Source organism: Noviherbaspirillum aerium, assembly GCF_008929045.1.
GTDB lineage: Bacteria > Pseudomonadota > Gammaproteobacteria > Burkholderiales > Burkholderiaceae_D > Noviherbaspirillum > Noviherbaspirillum aerium.
In genome coordinates this window covers 13,919-34,019 of the sequence record NZ_VFAH01000038.1, presented here as the reverse complement: position 1 = coordinate 34,019, position 20,101 = coordinate 13,919, and the positions used below count along the sequence as shown (strand labels likewise).

At 61.6% G+C, this 20,101-nt stretch carries 13 protein-coding genes; 7 read left to right on the top strand and 6 right to left on the bottom strand.

The genetic code is table 11. The features are described 5' to 3' along the window. The first annotated feature begins 316 nt into the window (after positions 1 to 316). The 3 genes from FH061_RS28410 to tldD all read left to right on the top strand — a co-directional run bounded on the left by FH061_RS28410 (position 317) and on the right by tldD (position 6,954). Positions 317 to 4,543, top strand: a complete 4,227-nt coding sequence (locus FH061_RS28410; protein ID WP_151639201.1) for a YhdP family protein — start codon at positions 317 to 319, stop codon at positions 4,541 to 4,543. Between the two features lie 34 nt (positions 4,544 to 4,577). Beyond that, positions 4,578 to 5,384: a carbon-nitrogen hydrolase family protein gene (locus FH061_RS28405; RefSeq protein ID WP_151639209.1), complete on the top strand. Its 807-nt coding sequence runs from the start codon at positions 4,578 to 4,580 to the stop codon at positions 5,382 to 5,384. A 109-nt stretch (positions 5,385 to 5,493) separates the two neighbouring features. Continuing rightward, on the top strand, positions 5,494 to 6,954 hold the full coding sequence (gene tldD, locus FH061_RS28400; protein WP_151639200.1) for a metalloprotease TldD: 1,461 nt from the start codon (positions 5,494 to 5,496) through the stop codon (positions 6,952 to 6,954). A gap of 462 nt (positions 6,955 to 7,416) precedes the next feature. Here tldD and FH061_RS28395 read toward each other — a convergent pair whose 3' ends face one another. After that, positions 7,417 to 10,254, bottom strand: coding sequence for an FtsK/SpoIIIE family DNA translocase (locus FH061_RS28395; RefSeq protein WP_151639199.1), 2,838 nt, complete (start codon positions 10,252 to 10,254; stop codon positions 7,417 to 7,419). 326 nt (positions 10,255 to 10,580) lie between these two features. Between FH061_RS28395 and FH061_RS28390 the strand changes: the two genes are divergently transcribed. The 4 genes from FH061_RS28390 (at position 10,581) to FH061_RS28375 (ending at position 14,200) form a co-directional block, all read left to right on the top strand. Next, positions 10,581 to 10,997 carry a ProQ/FINO family protein gene (locus FH061_RS28390; protein ID WP_151639198.1) on the top strand — a complete coding sequence of 139 codons (417 nt, stop codon included), beginning with the start codon at positions 10,581 to 10,583 and terminating at the stop codon, positions 10,995 to 10,997. Between the two features lie 225 nt (positions 10,998 to 11,222). Beyond that, complete coding sequence (locus FH061_RS28385; RefSeq protein ID WP_151639197.1) at positions 11,223 to 12,473, top strand: NYN domain-containing protein; 1,251 nt, start codon at positions 11,223 to 11,225, stop codon at positions 12,471 to 12,473. A gap of 135 nt (positions 12,474 to 12,608) precedes the next feature. After that, on the top strand, positions 12,609 to 12,881 hold the full coding sequence (locus FH061_RS28380) for a helix-turn-helix transcriptional regulator (RefSeq protein WP_151639196.1): 273 nt from the start codon (positions 12,609 to 12,611) through the stop codon (positions 12,879 to 12,881). Further along, positions 12,878 to 14,200, top strand: a complete 1,323-nt coding sequence (locus FH061_RS28375; RefSeq protein WP_151639195.1) for a type II toxin-antitoxin system HipA family toxin — start codon at positions 12,878 to 12,880, stop codon at positions 14,198 to 14,200. The genes FH061_RS28380 and FH061_RS28375 overlap by 4 nt, the downstream gene beginning before the upstream one ends. An 82-nt stretch (positions 14,201 to 14,282) precedes the next feature. On the opposite strand, the gene FH061_RS28370 is transcribed toward FH061_RS28375, so the two are convergent. From FH061_RS28370 to FH061_RS28350, 5 genes are all read right to left on the bottom strand, one after another. Next, the gene (locus FH061_RS28370; protein ID WP_151639208.1) at positions 14,283 to 15,029 is read right to left on the bottom strand and encodes an ABC transporter ATP-binding protein; all 747 of its coding nucleotides are present in this window, start codon (positions 15,027 to 15,029) and stop codon (positions 14,283 to 14,285) included. A 20-nt stretch (positions 15,030 to 15,049) separates the two neighbouring features. After that, a complete protein-coding gene (locus tag FH061_RS28365) occupies positions 15,050 to 16,834 on the bottom strand; it encodes a branched-chain amino acid ABC transporter ATP-binding protein/permease (protein WP_404822524.1) in 1,785 nt (594 codons plus the stop codon). Beyond that, a complete protein-coding gene (locus FH061_RS28360) occupies positions 16,834 to 17,889 on the bottom strand; it encodes a branched-chain amino acid ABC transporter permease (RefSeq protein WP_151639194.1) in 1,056 nt (351 codons plus the stop codon). The genes FH061_RS28365 and FH061_RS28360 overlap by 1 nt, the downstream gene beginning before the upstream one ends. A gap of 77 nt (positions 17,890 to 17,966) precedes the next feature. Then, the gene (locus tag FH061_RS28355; protein ID WP_151639193.1) at positions 17,967 to 19,130 is read right to left on the bottom strand and encodes an ABC transporter substrate-binding protein; all 1,164 of its coding nucleotides are present in this window, start codon (positions 19,128 to 19,130) and stop codon (positions 17,967 to 17,969) included. A 145-nt stretch (positions 19,131 to 19,275) separates the two neighbouring features. After that, a complete protein-coding gene (locus tag FH061_RS28350) occupies positions 19,276 to 20,058 on the bottom strand; it encodes an IclR family transcriptional regulator (protein ID WP_151639192.1) in 783 nt (260 codons plus the stop codon). Between the last annotated feature and the right edge of the window lie 43 nt (positions 20,059 to 20,101).

Here is a 20,101-nt window from a genome sequence, read left to right as displayed (position 1 = left end):
TCGAAAGTCTTCTGGGGCCGGGATGAGGCCAGGTTATCGGGCTGCAGTTACTGCAGGAGGAGTGGCTGAATTATCACCCATAGCTGACGGATGATATCCGTGCGAACATATGCCTTGCAATGCCGATGTCATGCGCGCCGGCGGTAAGTGGACGGCAAGCGGTTGGCAAGCAGGCAAGCGGCCTTGATGTCGCTCCCTGTTTCACCGGCCGGCCCTCCGCATGCGGGCAGGGCGCAATGCGGTGTTGCATGCGGAAGGGCATGGCTTCGTCGTTCCGAAACAGCTTTTTATTTTACGCCGCCGGCCTTTATCGTTGATGTCGATCGATCCGAACATTCCCCAGCCGTCCAGATCACCTCTGGGCCAGTGCTGGCATGCGACAAAAGAATGTTATCGAATCGCCAATGTCCTGACCCATCATGCGCTCGGCGCGCTTCTCAGAACCGCTCTCGTCGTCTATTTCATCTTCTGCGCCCTCATTCTTGGCCTGCGCTATGTCGTACTTCCGAATATCGACGCTTACAAGCCGGAAGTCGAGCGCATGGCGACGCGGGCGATCGGCAACCAGGTATCGATCGGAAGCCTCAACGCCTCCTGGTCGGGACTGCATCCGCAACTGACGATCGACAAGCTGGTCATCCATGACAAGGCCGGCGGCGCCGGGCTTGTTCTGCCCGAGGTCTCGGCAACACTTTCCTGGCTGACGCTGGTGGTGGGTGACCTGCGCCTGCAGCAGCTGCTGATTGCCAACCCCGACCTCGAGATCAGGCGCGACAGGGAAGGACAATTCCATGTCGCCGGCATTGCGCTGGCAGGCACCGCGCAGGGCAGCAGCCGCGGTGCAGACTGGGTGCTGTCGCAGCGCCATATTGCCATTCGCGGCGGCAAGGTGCGCTGGACGGATGAACAGCGCGAGGCACCCGAGCTGCTGCTCGACAATGTCGATTTCGTCCTGCGCAACCAATGGCGGCATCACCGGTTTGCCTTGAAGGCAACGCCGCCCGCCGCACTGGCTTCGCCGCTCGATGTGCGCGGCGCCTTCGACCATCCCCATTTCGCAAGGACCATTTCCGACCCGTCCGGATGGAAGGGCCAGCTGTACGCCGACCTGCGCGATACCGACCTGAGCGCCTGGAAAACCTATGTCGAATATCCGTTCGAGATGCAGCAGGGCAAAGGCTCGGTGCGCGCCTGGCTGGATTTCGATCATGCCAGGCTGGCCAATTTCACCGCCGATCTGACCTTGGCAAACGTCTCGACCCGGCTGCGTCCGGATCTGGAACCATTGAACCTCGTCGAAGCCGACGGCCGGATTTCCCTCCGCGAGCAATTCAGCGCGCAGTCGCAGAGCGGCAAACCGACCTTCGGCCAGTACGGGCATGCAATTTCCCTGATCGATTTCACCCTGCAGACCGATGACGGCGTGTTTCTTCCTCGAACCACGATCAGCGAGAGCTACTCGCCCGCGGGCAACGGCAAGCCCGCGAAAACCGACATCGCGGCCAGGTTGCTGGATCTGAAGACGATCGCCAGTTTCGCGGAACGCTTGCCTCTGCCGGAAGACCAGCGCAAGCTCCTGTCCGATCTGGAGCCGCGCGGCACCCTCAAGGATTTCTCGGCCCAGTGGCAGGGGAGCTACCCCGATATCGTCACCTACAGCGTCAAGGGAGATTTCACGGGACTGTCGCTCCGGCCGCAGCCCGCGCGCGAAGCCAAGCCGAAGACGGCCGACCGGCCGGCACAGGCTGCGGTGCCGGCCATCCCCGGTTTTGACAACCTGACAGGGCAGGTGGACGCCACCGAACGCGGCGGCTCCTTCCAGCTGGCGTCCAGTAACCTGCAACTGCAGCTTCCCGGCTACTTCGCCGAACCCGACATGCCGTTCGATCGCCTCGATATGCAGGCCAGCTGGACTTTTCAGAGCAACAACCGCCTGTTGCTGGATGTGCAGCGCATGGAATTCGTACAGGATGAACTGACCGGCTCGTTCAGCGGCAAGCACCTGATGCCGCTGGCCCGCCAGGGTGCGAAGTCGCGCGGCTCTGTCGATATCAGTGGCAAGCTGAACCGCCTCGAACTCAAGGAGATCGGGCGCTTGCTGCCCTTGCAGACACCGCCGTCGCTCCACGCCTGGCTCGGCGGCGCGCTCACCGGCGGAGCGGTCAAGGACGTGCGCTTCAAGGTCAAGGGTGACGTCGCGCAATTTCCCTTTCATCAGCAGTCGGCCGGCGACAAGGCAAAAGGCGAGTTCAAGGTCAGCGGCAAGATCGAAAACGGGGTGCTGAACTACGCTCCCGACATGTTCGCCAAGGATGGCAAGACGCCGATGTGGCCGGTGATCCATGACATCGACGGTTTCATCACATTTGACCGGGCGCGCATGGAGATCACGGCCGACAGCGCGCAGACGTCGGGCACGCGGCTGTCGCAGGTCAAGGCCGTCATTCCCGATCTCTCCAGGCATGACATGGTGCTGGACGTCACTGGAAACGCCGCCGGACCCTTCGAGAATTTCCTGCGTTTTACCAATGAAAGCCCGGTGGCGAACTGGATAGAGCACTTCACGGACGAAACGAAGGCCAGCGGCAATACCAGCCTGGCCCTGAAGCTGCAGCTCCCGCTGCACAACATGCGAGAGGCCAAGGTCAAGGGCAGCCTGCAATTCGCCGGCAACAACGTCACTCTGATGAACGTCATGCCGCCGTTGCTGAACACGACCGGCAAGCTGGAATTCCACGAGAAGGGATTCAGCCTCGCCAACATCAGGTCCAATTTCCTGGGCGGACCGGTTGCCGTCTCCGGCGGCACCCAGCGCGATGGCAGCATCCAGGTCAGGGGAGAAGGAACGCTCTCCACCGACGGCATCAGGAAGACCTACACAACACCCGCCATGCGGCGCGCGCTGGAACGCATCAGCGGCAGCACGCGATACAGCACCACCATCAAGGTGAAGAACAAGCGACCGGAGATTGTTGTCGAGTCCAATCTTGCCGGCATCGGCCTGGATTTTCCCGTGCCGCTGCGCAAGGCAAGCGGCGACAGTCTGCCATTCCGGTTCGAACTCGCCGGACTGCCTTCCAACGATGCATCGATGGTGCGCGACGAAATGAAGCTGGCGCTGGGCTCCACGATCGCGGCCCGGTATGAGAGGGAAAAGGGCGTTGACAAGGAGTCGGCGTGGCGGGTGGTTCGCGGCGGCATCGGCGTCAACGTGCCGGCGCCGGTGCCCGATAGCGGCGTGATCGTCAATGTCAGCCTCAGGTCCTTGAACATCGATGCGTGGCGCCGAACGATAGCATCCGTATCGTCGGCGCCTTCGCCGACCGCGCAGTCCGCTCAACCGGCGTCGCCTGCAACGCCCGCCGATGCGGCCAAGCAGACCGATGTGCTGAGCATTGCGCAGTACATTGATCCCGAGGTGCTCGCCGCACGCGCGACTGAACTGATCATCATGGACCGCAAGCTCGACAATGTCGTGGTCGGCGCATCGCATCAGGATGGCCTCTGGCAAGCCAACATCGATTCGGAACAGGCTTCCGGCTACCTGTCCTGGAGCGAGCCGCGCTTCGGCCGCAGCCTCGGCCGCGTGACCGCACGGCTGGCTTCGCTGATCATTCCGAAGTCGGCGGCCTCCGACGTGAATGACCTGATCGAAGGCAAGAGCACGGCCACCCAATTGCCGGCGGTGGATATCGTGGCGGAAAACTTCGAGCTGTTCGGCAAGAAGTTCGGGCAGCTGGAAGTCGTCGCGCAGAACGCCCGGGTGTCGGGCAACCGGGAATGGCGCATCAACAAATTGTCGCTCACCAATAGCGACGGGGAACTGAAGGCCTCCGGCAAATGGAGCAGCCGCAATGGCGAAAACCTGTCGACACTCGCTTATACCCTCAATATCGCCGATGCCGGAAAGCTGCTCGAGCGCTTCGGCTTCCAGCATGTGCTGCGCGGCGGCAAGGGGGAGATGAAGGGAGAAATCAGCTGGACGGGGTCGCCGTTCGCATTCGATATACCCTCGATGAACGGACAGATACAGCTGGAGCTGGCGTCAGGGCAGTTCCTGAAGGTGGACCCGAGTGCCGCGAAGCTGCTCGGGGTGCTGAGCCTGCAGTCCCTGCCGCGCCGCCTCGTACTCGATTTCCGTGATGTGTTCTCCGAAGGATTCGCATTCGACAGCGTGACGGCCGGCGCAAACATCGCGCAGGGCGTTGCCCGCACCGACAATTTCAAGATGCGCGGCGTGGCGGCGACAGTCCTGATCGATGGCACGGCCGACATCGCGCACGAAGCGCAGAACCTGCACGTCGTGGTGATCCCCGACATCAATGTCGGCGCGGCATCGGTGGTGTATGGCCTGGCGGTCAATCCGGTGATCGGGGTCGGCACTTTCCTTGCGCAATTGTTCCTGCGCGAGCCGCTCATGCGAGCATTCACATTCGAATACCAGGTTACCGGTCCCTGGAAGGATCCGGTCGTCACCAAGCTGTTGCGCAAGCCCGCCGTGCCGACGGGCGAAGCGGCCAATCAATCGGATACCAAGGGATAATGCGATGACGAACGACGCGATGACGAACGACGCAATGACACAGGCAATGAAGATTGCCGCCATACAGATGGTTTCCACTCCCGTGGTCGAGGAAAATCTCGGCAGCGCCCGCCGGCTTGTCGCGCAGGCGGCGCAGCAGGGAGCGGGCCTGGTCCTGCTGCCGGAATACTGGCCAATCATGGGCATGAAGGAGAACGACAAGCTGGCGCACGCAGAGCAGCCAGGCACGGGGCCGATACAGCAATGCATGTCCGAGCTGGCCCGGGAGCACGGTGTGTGGCTGGTCGGAGGGACGCTGCCGGTCGCCGCCCCGGAGCAGGGCAAGGTGCTCAATACCCTGATGGTCTACGATCCTCAGGGCCGGCATGCGATGCGCTACGACAAGATTCACCTGTTCAGCTTCACCAAGGGCGAGGAATCCTATGACGAAGCGCGAACCATCGTGCACGGCGACAGCGTTGCCACATTTGAAGCGCCGTTCGGCAGGGTGGGGCTTTCAGTGTGCTACGACCTGCGTTTTCCCGAGCTGTACCGCGCCATGGGCGACTGCGCGCTGATCGTCATGCCGGCCGCCTTCACCTACACCACCGGCCAGGCGCACTGGGAAATCCTGCTGCGTGCCCGCGCCATCGAGAACCAGTGCTATGTGCTTGCGGCGGCGCAGGGGGGCAAGCATCCCAACGGACGCCGGACCTGGGGGCACAGCATGCTGGTCGACCCATGGGGCAAGGTCGTGGACGTTCTGCCGGAAGGCGAAGGGATAGTCATCGGAGAGCTTGATCCCGGGCAACTGCAAGGCGTGCGCACCAGCCTGCCGGCGCTAAGGCACCGCAAGCTCTAGCCTGGCGGCATCGGCAGTCCGCATCGTACCGCGCGACGGCAGATGAACTACAATCTACGCATCGAAAACCGCTGCAGTTTCCCGCGACTGCATGCCCAAGAAAGAGATCATGAAGCTATTCGAACCCAATCTCCAATCCCTCGCCATCGCACGCGACGTTCTGCTGACGCCTTTCGGTCTCGACGAGTCGCAACTGATCAAGACTCTCGACGCCATCTTCACGCACCGCGTCGATTATGCCGACCTGTATTTTCAGTTCACCAAGAACGAAGGCTGGAGCCTGGAGGAAGGCATCGTCAAGACCGGCAGCTTTTCGATCGACCAGGGCGTCGGCGTGCGCGCCGTTTCCGGCGACAAGACGGCGTTTTCCTATTCCGATGAAATTTCCGAGCGCGCCCTGCTGGATGCGGCAGCCGCCACCCGGACCATTGCCCGCCAGGGTTCGGGCAAGGTGAAAGTGGCTTCCACGGTCCAGCCGGTGGGCGGACGTTCTCTCTATCTCCCGAATGACCCGCTGAATTCACTCGATGCCACCGAAAAGGTGCGCCTGCTGGAACGGATCGAGCGCATTGCGCGCGCCAAGGATCCGCGCGTGGTGCAGGTCATGGCCGGCCTGGCGGGGGAATACGATGTGGTGCTGGTGGTGCGCAGCGACGGCGTGCTGGCTGCCGATATCCGTCCGCTGGTACGCATTTCCGTCACGGTGATCGCCGAGCAGGACGGCCGTCGCGAAGTCGGCTCCAGCGGCGGCGGCGGACGGTACGACTATGGCTACTTCAGCGAGGAACTGCTGGAGAAATATGCGGCTGAAGCGGTCGCCACCGCGCTCGTCAATCTCGATGCGCGCCCGGCGCCCGCCGGTCCGATGACGGTCGTGCTCGGCCCCGGCTGGCCCGGCGTGCTGCTGCATGAAGCCATCGGCCACGGCCTGGAAGGCGACTTCAACCGCAAGGGCTCCAGCACGTTCTCCGGCCGTATCGGCGAGCGCGTTGCCGCCAAGGGCGTGACCGTGGTCGATGATGGCACCATCGCCGACCGCCGCGGCTCCCTCAACATTGACGATGAAGGTAATCCGACACAGTGCACCACGCTGATTGAGGACGGCATCCTGAAAGGATATATCCAGGACACCATGAATGCGCGCCTGATGCGCATGCCCGTTACCGGCAATGCGCGGCGCGAGTCCTATGCGCATCTGCCGATGCCGCGCATGACCAATACCTACATGCTGGGCGGTGACAAGGACCCTCAGGAAATCATCGCCTCCGTGAAGAATGGTTTGTACGCGGTCAATTTCGGCGGCGGGCAGGTCGACATCACCAACGGCAAATTCGTATTCTCCGCCAGCGAAGCCTACATGATCGAAGACGGCAAGATCAGCTATCCGGTCAAGGGCGCGACCCTCATCGGCAATGGACCGGAAGTCTTGAACCGCGTCAGCATGATCGGCAACGACATGCGCCTTGACAGCGGCATCGGCGTCTGCGGCAAGGAAGGCCAAAGCGTTCCCGTTGGTGTCGGTCAGCCGACGCTGCGCATCGACGGCATGACGGTGGGCGGCACGGCCTGATATTCCATCCGTAGCGCAGCCCTTCGGGATGCAGCATGGCCGGCCTCAGCCGGCTTTTTTTCGCGCGGCGACTAGAGCGGATCGCGGATGAGTGTACGGAAGCATCGGTTTGCCTTGGGATGCAGGGCAAGGCGGGAGAAGCGCCGTGTGGCGGGCCACACCAGCGAGGACCAACGCCGCCATGCGCCCAAGACAAGCCGAGGCGATCGACCATCCATCTGCAATCCGCTCTAGATGAATGTCCCGGGCTGGACGGGGTATTGAGGGGATTGCGCATCTCTGTACGACCGTCACGTCCTGCATTCGGGCCATGACCGCGTTGTCTGTCGCTGGCGCGGACCGCTCACGGCGCTCCTTTCCGCCATGCATCCCAACACAAGACAAACAGATTTTCCGGACACTTACCCGCTCTCCCGGCGGCAATCTGTCCGGGATCGGCAGGCAGGTCAGGGTGAACACGCTCTAATCCTGCGACGCCGGAGCGAGTATCTCCCGGCTTCCATTCGAAGCCATCGGCGAGACAATGCCTGCAGTCTCCATTTGCTCTACCAGCCGCGCAGCCCGGTTGTAACCAATGCGCAGCTGGCGCTGGACCGCTGAAATCGACGACTTCCGCGTCCGTACCACGAATGCGACCGCTTCGTCATAGAGCGGATCGGATTCGGCATTCCCCTCATCAATTCCCAATTCCCCCTGCGCATCCTCAGGAAGTCCGCTGGACAGAATGGCGTCGATATACTGCGGTTCACCGAACTGCTTCAGGTGTTCAACCACCCGATGCACCTCTTCATCCGATACGAACGCGCCGTGCACACGTTGCGGATATCCGCTTCCCGGCGGCAGAAACAGCATGTCGCCGTGGCCAAGCAGGGTCTCCGCGCCCATCTGATCAAGTACCGTGCGGGAGTCGATCTTGGATGATACCTGGAAGGCAACACGTGTCGGGATGTTTGCCTTGATCAGCCCGGTAATGACGTCGACCGACGGGCGCTGCGTCGCAAGGATGAGGTGTATGCCTGCGGCGCGCGCCTTCTGCGCAAGACGGGCGATGAGTTCTTCGATCTTTTTGCCGGCAACCATCATCAGGTCGGCAAGTTCGTCGATGACCACGACAATCAGCGGCAGGGTCGACAGCGGTTCGGGTGCGTCCGGAGTCAGGGAAAACGGGTTGGTGACTTTTTTCTCTATTGCTTCGCCATGGCGGATTTTCTGATTGTAGCCGGCGAGATTGCGAACGCCGAGCGCGGACATCAGCCGATAGCGCTTTTCCATTTCACCGACACACCACGAGAGGGCATTCGCCGCGAGTTTCATGTCGGTGACTACCGGCGCAAGCAAATGCGGGATGCCGTCGTAGACCGATAATTCGAGCATCTTCGGATCGATCATGATCATCCGCACGTCCGTGGGCGTCGACTTGTACAGCAGCGAAAGGATCATGGCATTGATGGCGACCGATTTGCCCGATCCTGTGGTGCCGGCCACCAGCATATGCGGTGCGCGCGCAAGGTCTGTCACGACCGGAATGCCGGTGATGTCCTTCCCCATGGCCAGGGCGAGATGCGAAGACGAAGCCTTGTACGCATCGGAGGCCAGCATTTCGGAAAGCCGGATGACCTGGCGTCGCGCGTTCGGCAATTCCAGACCCATGCAGGTCTTTCCGGGAATGGTTTCCACGACGCGGATCGATGTCAGTCCGAGCGCGCGCGCCAAATCCTTCATCAGGCCGACGATCTGCGCGCCGCGGACACCGGTGGCCGGCTCGACTTCGAATCTGGTAATGACCGGGCCCGCATAGGCGCCCAGCACCGTGACCGGCACCTTGAATTCCCTGAGCCGCTGCTCGATAAGGCGTGCCGTTTCTTCGAGTTCGGCGGCCGGCACATCGATCGATTCGGTGTCGGGGGCGTCCAGCAGATCGAGTCCCGGGATGTCGATGTCGATTTCACCGAGTGCTTCAAATTCGAAAGGCGTGCCCATTGCCGGGCGCGGCCGGGAAACCGGTTCGGGGAGGCGCTGCGGCGGAATCCTCTCCTCCTCGCCAAGTTGTGGAGCAGGTGCGGACTCGGCATAGGGCGGAGGCGGCGTAACTTCTCTTGCGGCTGACACTGGAACCCAAGGTGATTCCGAACCGGCGTCAAGTGTTGATGATGCGGGTAAATCGCCGGCTTTCCCGACATGGAAGTCATCGATCGGGCTGATTGCGTTCGGTTCATCTGTTGGATGGTCCGGCAGCGACGCCTGCATTGGAAAGGACAGGTCGGTAAGCGGCAAGGCGACTCCAGCAGGCATGGCCTTGGTGATCGTCGGTATGACTCCGGACGGGCGTGGCGCATGCGCCGACAAATCCAGTCCTGTGCTCGGCGAGTTGTTCCCGATGCGGGCATCCGGCACGGCAAGCGCCTGGGCCGGACCTGGCAAGTCGTTGATCGGAGAGGGAACATCTTTTGCCGGTTCGGAAGACTGGGCTGATGCGCCGGCGGTCCCTACCGCTCGCGTAGAGGCAAGCGGCGACTGCGCCCCGCCAATCCGCCTGGCATGCCGCTCCCTGATAATGCTGGCCGCGGGCTTGTCGGCGGGCTCTGACGTACGCGGTGCAGCGGAAACGATCCTCACCGTTCTGCCTGGTTCGGCATGCGTTGCCATTGCGGGAGCGACGCTGGCGCGTGCCTGCATCGGCCCGGTGGGCCGGATACTTTCGAACGGCGCCCATTCCTCGGTCGGACGGCCGCTTCGCGGCGGCTGCGGCATCGGCATTGGCGGAGTCTTCTTCAATGGATCCTTGTCGCTGATGATCGGCGCCGGCAATGTCCACGATTCCGTCTTCCTCGGCTCATGCAGCGTTCGGCGGGCACGTTTTTCCGCGCGCACCTCCGGAACCATGGTCTGAGCCGACCGCGCGAGCGGCCGCTGACGGACGTCGGCCGTGCCCTTTTGCTCGCGTCTTGCCGCAAGTCGCCTTGCAATGAATGGATAAGTGCTGAAGCCGAACAGCCATGGCAGGCTGATGCATCCGACGGCCAGCATCAGCAATACGCCGATCATGTTGCCGAAGACGCCTGTCAATGCGCCGGCGAATACATGGCCGAATGCCGGTCCGGCTTCCGTCGACATGCCATCGCTGAGGAGCATCGCTTCCAATCCGCTGCTGGCAGAAATGACAAGCAGGGTGCCAAGCCAGAGACGGATCGAACCTTGCCCGTGCAGGCTTGCCCTCTTGAGAACGAAAGTCCTGATGAAGCGCCCTAACAAGGGAAGCAGCCACAGCGCAGACCAGCCAAACCAACCTGATACAACCATTTATCTTCTCTGTTTCTAGGAAATCCTGCCGAGGATTCACGCCTCTCATTCCACACACATGGATGGAGCGGTTTCGGCCGCGCATTATTGCAGCACGTTACTGTAGCAGATTGGCCATGTCTGGCGGTAAAGCAGAGTGGGGCATTTGTGGCGGCGGCGCAATTGCATGCAATGACATGCATTGACATGCAGATGCATGCGGGAGTCCTTCAACACATGCTTGCGGCGGCGCGGGCATGCCGCGATTGCAGACAAGTTGTGTTTCCGGTTCTATCAGCGAGTCAGTATGCTAAGCTTTGCCCTATCACTTGTTCTTGCCGTTATTGATGACCGCTCCTACTCCCACAGAAGTCGCGCCGACTTCACCGCGTCAATTGCTGAAAACGCTGCACCAGAAGTATCAGGTCTTCCGCGATTATCTTCCACTCGCCATCGGCATCGACAAGCAGATCCTTGCCGAAAACAGCGATATCGACCGGAAGCTCCTGCGGGTTGCGTTAAGCATCCATACCAATTCGACGCCGTACCTGAAGGCAGTCGAGCGTGCAAGTGCGCGAGCGGAACTCAGCGGCAATCCGTCCGGCGAGATTACCGATGCGCATCGCACGCGCGCCAAGGAAATGCTTGCGGAGCGTTACAAGAAAATCGCTGAAGAGCGCAAGGCCAAGCGTGAAGCGGAAATCGCGGAACGCCGCCGGGCGGAAAAATTGCAGCAGCTTGCGGAAAAGTTTTCCAAAAAGTGATTCTGCAGACAGACATGTTGTAGAGATGCGATGCCGCGCCGCTGAACGGGGCATCGTAATGCCAGTCTGGCATTGCGTCCCATGGCCGGCAACGTCTTGTTCAGCGGCGGGGCGTGATGTCGACGACTTGACCGCTTGATGAACAGGCGCAGACGACATTGCATTTCGTAATGTTTCATTGCCAACCGCGCAAACCTCAACCCATCATTGGAAAACAATAAAAACATGGCTTCATCCCAGGAAAACATCAGCATGGCCCTGTTCTGCGACTTCGAGAACGTTGCCCTTGGCGTGCGCGATGCCAAATACGAAAAGTTCGATATCAAGCCGGTGCTGGAAAGACTGCTTCTCAAGGGCAGCATCGTGGTGAAAAAAGCGTATTGCGACTGGGACCGCTACAAGGGCTTCAAGGCGCCGATGCATGAAGCGAATTTCGAAATGATCGAGATTCCTCACGTGCGGCAGTCGGGCAAGAATTCTGCCGACATCCGCCTGGTAGTCGACGCGCTCGACCTCTGCTACACCAAGTCGCATGTCAATACCTTCGTCATCATCAGCGGCGATTCCGATTTTTCCCCGCTGGTGTCCAAGCTGCGCGAGAACGCGAAGCATGTCATTGGCGTTGGCGTCAAGCATTCGACCTCGGATCTGCTGATTGCCAATTGCGACGAATTCATTTTCTATGACGATCTCGTGCGTGAAATCAAGCGTACGGAGGCAAAAAGACATCCGCGCGAGGCTCAGCCGGCCGCAAGGCGTTCTCCTGACGAGGAAAACCGCCGCCGCGAGGAAATGGAAGCGCGCAAGACGCAAGCCATCGACATGGCCGTCAGCACCTTCGATGCGCTTGTGGCCGAGCGCGGCGACAGCGGCAAGATCTGGGCATCGGTGCTGAAGGAAGCCATCAAGCGGCGCAAGCCTGACTTCAGCGAGTCCTATTACGGATTCCGCACCTTCGGCAACCTTCTCGAAGAGGCACAGACGCGCGGCCTGCTCGAATTCGGCCGCGATGAAAAATCGGGCGCCTATGTTTATCGCAGCATTCGTCCGGCAGTACCAGAACAGTTGGTCATGGAGCAGGTTCCGGTAGCGCTTCCGTCCGACCTTCCCGCGGCGGATGACGCTCAGTACGCCACGGCGGAAACGGAGCCGGCAGTGGAAGTGCCTGAGCAGGCTGAGGCGAAGCGCGATAATCGCCGCAAGGGACGCGGTGCCCGCAAGACGTCATCTTCCAGGACAAAAACTGCGGATACGATGATTCCGGTCGCAGCGGACACTGATTCAGGCGAGCCGAGCGCTCGTGCCGCGGCTGCAGAACCGGAAGTTATCGTTCCCACTGTCGAGAACAGTCAGCCTCCGGCCGTAGCTGATGAACCCGCTGGCAAGCCGGCACGCAAGTCCCCCGCACGTAAATCTCCGGCGCGTGGTCGCCGTCCGCGCAAGTCGGATGCGGAAATCACACCCGTGGAAGAGTAAGTCGTTATCGCCATCCTGAATTCATCATTGTCTTTGCATGGAAGATACACACCGAGCGGTAATATTCAGAATTCATCGGCCTAAAAATGCTTTAATATGACCGAGCGGTCACATTAAAGTAAAAGAAAGCCTATCATGGATAGAAAATTACCGATCGGTAACGACGGGAGGGCCTCCATCGTGTTTCCGTTAACCGTGGCAACCGTAAGGGAGATCGGCAGCGCGGTTCAAGCCATGCGCAAGGAGCAAGGCTTGACCCAGCTCGATGTGGCCGGCCTGGCAGGTCTGGGCAACCGGTTTGTCGTCGAGCTCGAAAAAGGCAAGGAGACAGTGCAGATGCAAAAAGCGCTTGATGTGCTGGCGCTGCTCGGACTGGAACTCGTTGTGCGCAGGAAGGGCGAGCAATGAGCAGTCGGTTGCCGGAAACCCTGTCGGTCTTCATGGAGAATGAGCGAGTCGGCGAGTTGCGGCGTACCGAGCCGCTCTCCCTGCTCTACGATCCGGCCTGGCTGGCAAGGCCAGAGGCCCGTCCACTCCACAAAACCATGCCGCTTGGCCCGGCGCCGATCGCAACACCGGCTGTACACGCCTTTTTCGAAAACCTGCTCCCCGAAGGCGACCAGCGTCGCTTGCTCTCCTTGCGGCATCATGTCTCCAGCGTATTCGGCCTGCTTTCGATGGTCGGCGGCGACACGGCAGGCTCCCTCCTGCTGCTGCCTCCAGGGCAGGTGCCGCAGGAGCCGCTCTACCAGCCGCTGACCTGGGAACAGGTCAATGCCTTGATTCACGCCGGCGGCGTCATCGGGAACGAGCGCTCGGCCATCGAACACGCCGCCGCAGTCGCCGGACTACCCGACCCGCGACTATCGATTTCAGGGGCCCAATTCAAGCTGCTGCTGTCGCTGGACGAAAACGGCTTGCCGTTGCGGCCAATGGGGACCTCTCCATCGACCCATATCCTGAAACCCGACATGCTGCGCAGCGATATCGGCATGTTCGCCTCTGCGGTCAATGAAACCCTGGTCATGCGTAGCGCAGCCCTTTGTGGCTTGCCGGCGGCGCGGGCATCGTATCGGCCGGAAGTCAAGGCTTGCCTGGTGGAGCGTTATGATCGGGTGATGCGCGAAGGCAGGCTGGCGAGGATCTGGCAAGCGGACTTCTGCCAGCTCAGCGAAACGCCATCCGACGTCAAATACGAAGCCGACGGCGGCCCATCTTTCCGCGACTGCTATGAATTGCTCGCAAGGGAATCGGCGCGCCCCGGTCTTGATCAGCGGCACTTGCTGCGCTGGTTGTTCTTCAATCTATATGTCGGCAACAACGATTCTCACGCGAAGAATCTCTCTTTGCTGGCCATGCCTGAAGGTTTGCGGCTGGCTCCCTTTTATGACCTGATGAGCACCCGCGTCTACACCGGACTCGGTCCGTATTTTGCCTTTCGGCTTGCGGGAGAAAGCGAGCCGGGCAAGCTTGGCATCGAGCATCTGCGCAGGCTCGCGGCCGAACTGAAAGTGGCGCCCCGGTTTCTGATGAAGCTTGCCGACGACATGGCAGAGGCGGTGATGGCAGCCGTGCCAGTGGCGGCGAGGGAATTGGAGCCGCTGCTGTCACCTGCGGAACGGGTGATGGTTGAGCGCTTGCAGCTGAGGATTCACGGTATCGCCAACAGGATGCATGCGCGCCTGGCAGGCAAGCCTGCGGCGGCGGATGATCCCGGCTTGCAATGACGCCGGGTCATGCAGGCAATTTCACCGGCCAGCAACGCAAGGGCGGCGCTGACCGATGTCCTGCGGGCAGGCAATCGCCCGCTCAGGCTGCGCGCTTGGTCAGACCGAGATAGGTGTCGATGACCTTGGCATCATTGGCCAGCTCGGATGCCGGGCCTTCGAGCACGACTTCGCCGTTTTCCAGCACGTAGGCATAGTCGGCCGCCTGCAGCGCGGCGCGCGCGTTCTGCTCCACAAGCAAAATGCCCACTCCGGTTTCCTTGAGCCGCACGATGATGTGAAAGATTTCCTTCACGATCAGAGGCGCAAGGCCGAGACTCGGTTCGTCGAGCATCAGCAGCTTGGGCTTGGCCATCAGTGCCCGCCCGAGCGCAAGCATCTGCCGTTCGCCGCCGGACAGGGTGCCCGCATCCTGGCGGTGCCGCTCCTTGAGGCGCGGGAACAGCTCGAACACCACCTGCAGCTGGTCGCCGTAATCCTTCTCCCGGGTCTTGTAACGCGGATAGCTGCCGAGCACGAGATTGTCTTCGACCGACATGGTGGCAAACAGCTCGCGCTTTTCCGGCACCAGGCACATGCCGTGATAAACCCGCTGCTCGACCTCGAGTTCGGTCAAATCCTCTCCCGCCATGCCGATGCTGCCGGAGACGGAAGCCGAGACCGGCACCGCGCCCGCGATGCCGTTAAGCATGGTGGATTTGCCTGCGCCGTTCGGTCCGATCACCGTGACGATGCGGCCCGCGCCGACGTTGAGGTTGATGCCGTGCAGCGCTTCCACCTTGCCGTAGCTGACATGCAAATCCTTGACTGCCAGAATGGGCGCGCCCATGTTGTGGTGGTCTTCGCGTTTCATTCAATCCCTCCCAGATAGGCTTCCAGCACCGCTTCATTCTGCTGCACTTCCGCCGGCAAGCCTTCGGCGATCTTGGTGCCGAATTCCATGACAACCAGCCTGTCGGTCAGGTTCATCACGAAATCCATGTCATGCTCGACCAGCAGGACGCTCATGCCTTCGCCTTTCAGTTTCTTGAGCAGTTCGGCGAGCGCCTGCTTTTCCTTGTAGCGCAGGCCGGCCGCCGGCTCATCCAGCAGCAGCAGGATGGGGTCGCAGCAGAGCGCACGAGCGATTTCCAGGATGCGCTGCTGGCCGAGCGCCAGGTTGCCGGCCTCCTCGTAGAGCAGATGGCCCATGCCGACGCGTTCAAGCTGCCTGCGTGCTTCCAGCAGCAGCGCCTTTTCCTCGGTGCCGTTGAGGCGGGCGATGCTGGTCGCGATGCCGGTCACATCGTTGTGCATGCCGCGCAGATGGGCACCGATGGCGACGTTCTCCAGCACGCTCATGGTGGGAATGAGGCGCACATGCTGGAAAGTGCGGGCAATGCCCTGGCGCACGATCTGGCGCGATTCGAGGCCGTTGATGCGTTCCATGCGATCGCCGATACGGAAGCGGATGTCGCCCGAAGTCGTCGGCAGCACGCCGGTGACCAGATTGAACATGGTCGACTTGCCGGCTCCGTTCGGACCGATCAGGCCGATGATCTCGCCAGCCTTCACCTCGAAGCTGATGTCATTGACGGCAACCAGCCCGCCGAACTGCTTGCGCGCCTTGTCCACCTGGAGCAGCGGCACGCCATGCGGCGCCTGTGTCCGGCGCGGCAGGGCAGGGGCCGCATCGGGTGCAACCGCCTGCGGCCGGCGCGGGAAGCGCTTGTTGATGAAGGGCCACAAGCCGTCGCGCGCCCATTGCAGCAGCAGCACCAGCATCACGCCGAAGACGATGATCTCGAAATTGCCGTTGGCGCCGAGCAATTTCGGCAGGATGAACTGCAGCTGGTCCTTGAGAATGGTGAGCAGGGTGGCGCCAAGAATGGCGCCCCATACGTGGCCGGCGCCGCCGACCACCGCCATGAACAGGTACTCGATGCCGGCGTTCAGGCCGAACGGCGTTGGATTGACGGTGCGCTGCAGGTGGGCATACAGCCAGCCCGAGACGCAGGCCAGCAATGCCGCGATGACAAAAATCACGACCTTCATCCAGGCGGTATTGACGCCCATTGCCTCGGCCATCACGCCGCCGCCCTTGAGTGCGCGGATGGCGCGGCCCGGGCGGGAGTTCAGCAGGTTCTGGATGCCGATCACGGCAATCACGACCACCAGCCAGATCAGGTAATACATCTCCCGGCCCCGATCGAGCACCATGCCGAACAGGCCGATGGGAGGGATGCCGGTCAGGCCGTCATAGCGGCCGAGAAAATCCATGTTGCCGAACAGGTAGTAAAGCGACAGCCCCCATGCGATCGTGCCGAGCGGCAGATAGTGCCCGGACAGCCGCATGGTCAGGCCGCCGATGAGGAAGGCGACCGCAGCCGTGATGGCAATGCCGACCAGCAGGCCGATCCAGGGCGACAGCCCGTACTGCGTCGAGAGATAGCCGGTCGCGTAGGCTCCCAGGCCGACGAAAGCGGCCTGGCCGAAGGAAGTCAGGCCGCCGACGCCGGTCAGCAGCACCAGGCCGAGCGCGACGATGGAGTAGAGGCCGATATAGTTGGCCAGCGTAATCCAGAATTCCGGGGTCGGCAGGACCGGCAGGACCGCGATGAGGGCGATGAAGATCAGAAAGGACTTGCGCATCATTATTCCTCGCCCTCATCGACATGTTTGGAAGTGAGCGAACGCCACAGCAGGACAGGAATGATCAGGGTAAACACGATGACTTCCTTGAGCGCGCTGGCCCAGAACGAGGAAAAGGATTCCAGCAGGCCCACCAGCAATGCGCCGGCGGCGGCCACCGGATAGCTGGCGAGGCCGCCGATGATGGCGCCGACGAAGCCCTTGAGGCCGATCAGGAAGCCGCTGTCGTAGTAGACGGTGGTCAGCGGCGCAATCAGCACGCCGCACAGCGCGCCCATCAGCGCCGCCAGCGTGAAGGCGAGGCGGCCCGCCTGCTTGGTGCCGATGCCGACCAGGCGCGCGCCGATGCGGTTGACCGCGGTCGCGCGCAGGGCCTTGCCGGCCAGCGTGCGGTCGAAGTAGAGGTAAAGCGCGATGATCAGCGCAAGCGAGACGCCGATGATCACCATGCTCTGGCCGGAGATGGTGACGGCGCCGAACTCTGCCCGGCTATCCGAGAATGCCGTCGTGCGCGAGCCCTCGGCGCCGAAGATGACAAGCCCGATGCCCATCAGCGCGAAGTGCACGCCAACCGATACGATCAGCAGCACCAGCGTGGTGGCTTCGGCCAGGGGCTGAAAGGCAAGCCGGTAGACTAGCGGGCCCATCGGCGCGACGATCAGCAGGGTGAGCAAGACCTGGAACACCATCGGCAGGCTGGCCGAGGCAAAGCTGCGGGTGAGGAAATAGACAGCCAGGGGAAACAGCACGAATTTGGCGAAATCCATCGGCAGCACGGACTTGGCGGTGCGCCGTCCCTGCGGATGCTGCAGCAGGCTCCAGGCCTGCTGCAGAAAGGCGGCGATGCCGAGCACGACGAGCAGGGTCGCCGACTGTGGAAACTTGTCGGTCTGCATGGCGGCAAGGGTCAGCGCGCCGAAGGCGACGAATTCCCCTTGCGGGATGAAGATCACGCGCGTGACGGAAAAAACCAGCACCAGCGCCAGCGCCAGCAGCGCGTAGATCGCGCCGCTGGTAATGCCATCCTGCGTGAGGATGGCCGCGATTGAAAAATCCATGTTGCTCCTGGCAATCTCTTATTGTGGAACGGGCGCGGCCCCATTTCCGCGCCCGGTGATGTTGCAAGACGGAGAGATCAGTTGGCGTTGCCGCTGAGCTTCCACTTGCCGTCGACGATGCGCACCATCACGCGCGAACGCTGGTCCAGGCCGAGGTGGTCGGTCGGGCTCATGTTGAAGATGCCGTGCGAGGCCGGTACGTCCTTCACGTTTTCCAGTGCGTCGCGCAGCGCGGCACGGAATTCCTTGGTGCCGGGCTGGCCTTTCTTGAGCGCTTCAGGCACGGCGGCATTGAGCAGCACGCCGGTGTCCCAGGCATGACCGCCGAAGGTCGAGACGCTGCCCGCGCCGTAGGCTTTCTCATAGGCGGTCTTGTAGGCGATGGCGGATTTCTTGACCGGGTTGCTATCCGGCAGCTGTTCGGCGACCAGCAGCGGGCCGGCCGGCAGGAAGGTACCTTCGCAATCCTTGCCGCACACCCGCAGGAAATCGTTGTTGGCAACGCCGTGGGTCTGGTAGATCTGGCCCTTGTAGCCGCGTTCCTTCAAGGTCTTCTGCGGCAGCGCGGCCGGCGTGCCGGAGCCGGCGATCAGCACCGCATCCGGATTGGCGCTCATGATCTTCAGGATCTGGCCGGTGACCGAGGTGTCGTTGCGGGCGAAGCGTTCGTTGGCGATGATGTCGATCTTGCGCAATTCGGCCAGCTTCGAGAATTCGCGGAACCAGCCTTCGCCGTAGGCATCGGAGAAGCCGATGAAGGCCACCTTCTTGATGCCGGCGTCGGCCATATGGCTGGTGATCGCGGTCGACATGTGGGAATCGTTCTGCGGTGTCTTGAAGACCCAGCGGCGGCGCGCATCCACCGGCGCGACGATGGCGGCGGAGGCAGCCATCGAAATCATCGGGGTTTCGGTTTCGACGGCAACGTCGATCATGGCCAGGGAGTTCGGCGTGACGGTGGAGCCGACAATCACGTCAACCTTGTCCTCGGTGATCAGCTTGCGGGCGTTCTTGGTCGCCGTGGTGGTGTCGGACGCGTCGTCGAGCACGATGTATTCGACGGTCTTGCCCGCGATCTGCTTCGGCAGCAGCGGGAAGGTGTTTTTCTCGGGAATGCCCAGCGATGCGGCCGGGCCGGTGGCGGAAACCGTCACGCCGACCTTGATCTGTGCAAGCGCCGAACCGGATACGGCGGTGGCGAACAGTGCCGGGATGAGTGCGCTCAGTAATTTGGTCTTCATTGTCTATCTCCATTCTCGATCGGTTGTTGGACTGCTGCGTGCTTGTTCTTTTGATTGTCGTTTGCTGTTCCGTTGCTGCTGATTGTTTCCTTGGGTCTTTTCCTCCTGCATGTCTTGCATGCGAAAGCATTCTGCCGCTGCGGTTCTACACGCTGGAACCGAGCTGCTCCGATACCTTTGCCGCCGCTTTCCTGAGTTCGATGGCGGTCTCTCCATTCCAGTCCGGCTCCAGCGTGCCCATCGGTCCGATGACCGTCATCGCCAGGACAATATTGCCCGCATGGTCGAAGATGGGAGCGCTGATCGCATTGATTCCGGCGATCGGCTCTCCCACGGCCCGGGCCATGCCATGCCGCCTGACTTCGGCCAGCAAGGCCTCATGTTCTTTCTTGGATATCTTTTTGTCTGTCTGTCCGGCGACAATGGTGTCATCGGTGACTTCCCGCGCGGTCAGTTTTTCCACCTGCTTCGGAGGAAGGAAGGCGGAGAATACCCGTCCCGTGGCGGTATTGGCGATAGATACTACCGTGCCGGTGCGCATGCGCACATGGATGGGATGGCGGGATTCGTTCAGATGCACGATGGTGGGACCGCTGGAACCCAGCACCGCAAGCGCCACCGTGTGGCCGATGCGGTCGCAAAGCAGGGAAGCTTCGGGGATCGCTATCTTGACCGGATCGACCTGCTGCAGGCTGATCAGTCCCATCTGCAGCGCAAAATGGCCGAGTTCATAGCGGCCGGACTGCGGGTCCTGCTGGATCAGGCCGAGATTGCCGAAGCTGACCAGGTAGGGATGCGCCTTGGCCGATGTCATGCCTGCCTTCTGCGCGAGATCGCGCAGCAGCATGGGCGTGCCTTCTTCTACCAGGACAGTCAGCAATTTGCCTCCTACTTCCACCGATTGGATTCCACGGCGTTCTTTTTTCATCGCTTCCCTTTATCGCATGCCGGGCCTTGGAAAGGTCTGTCGC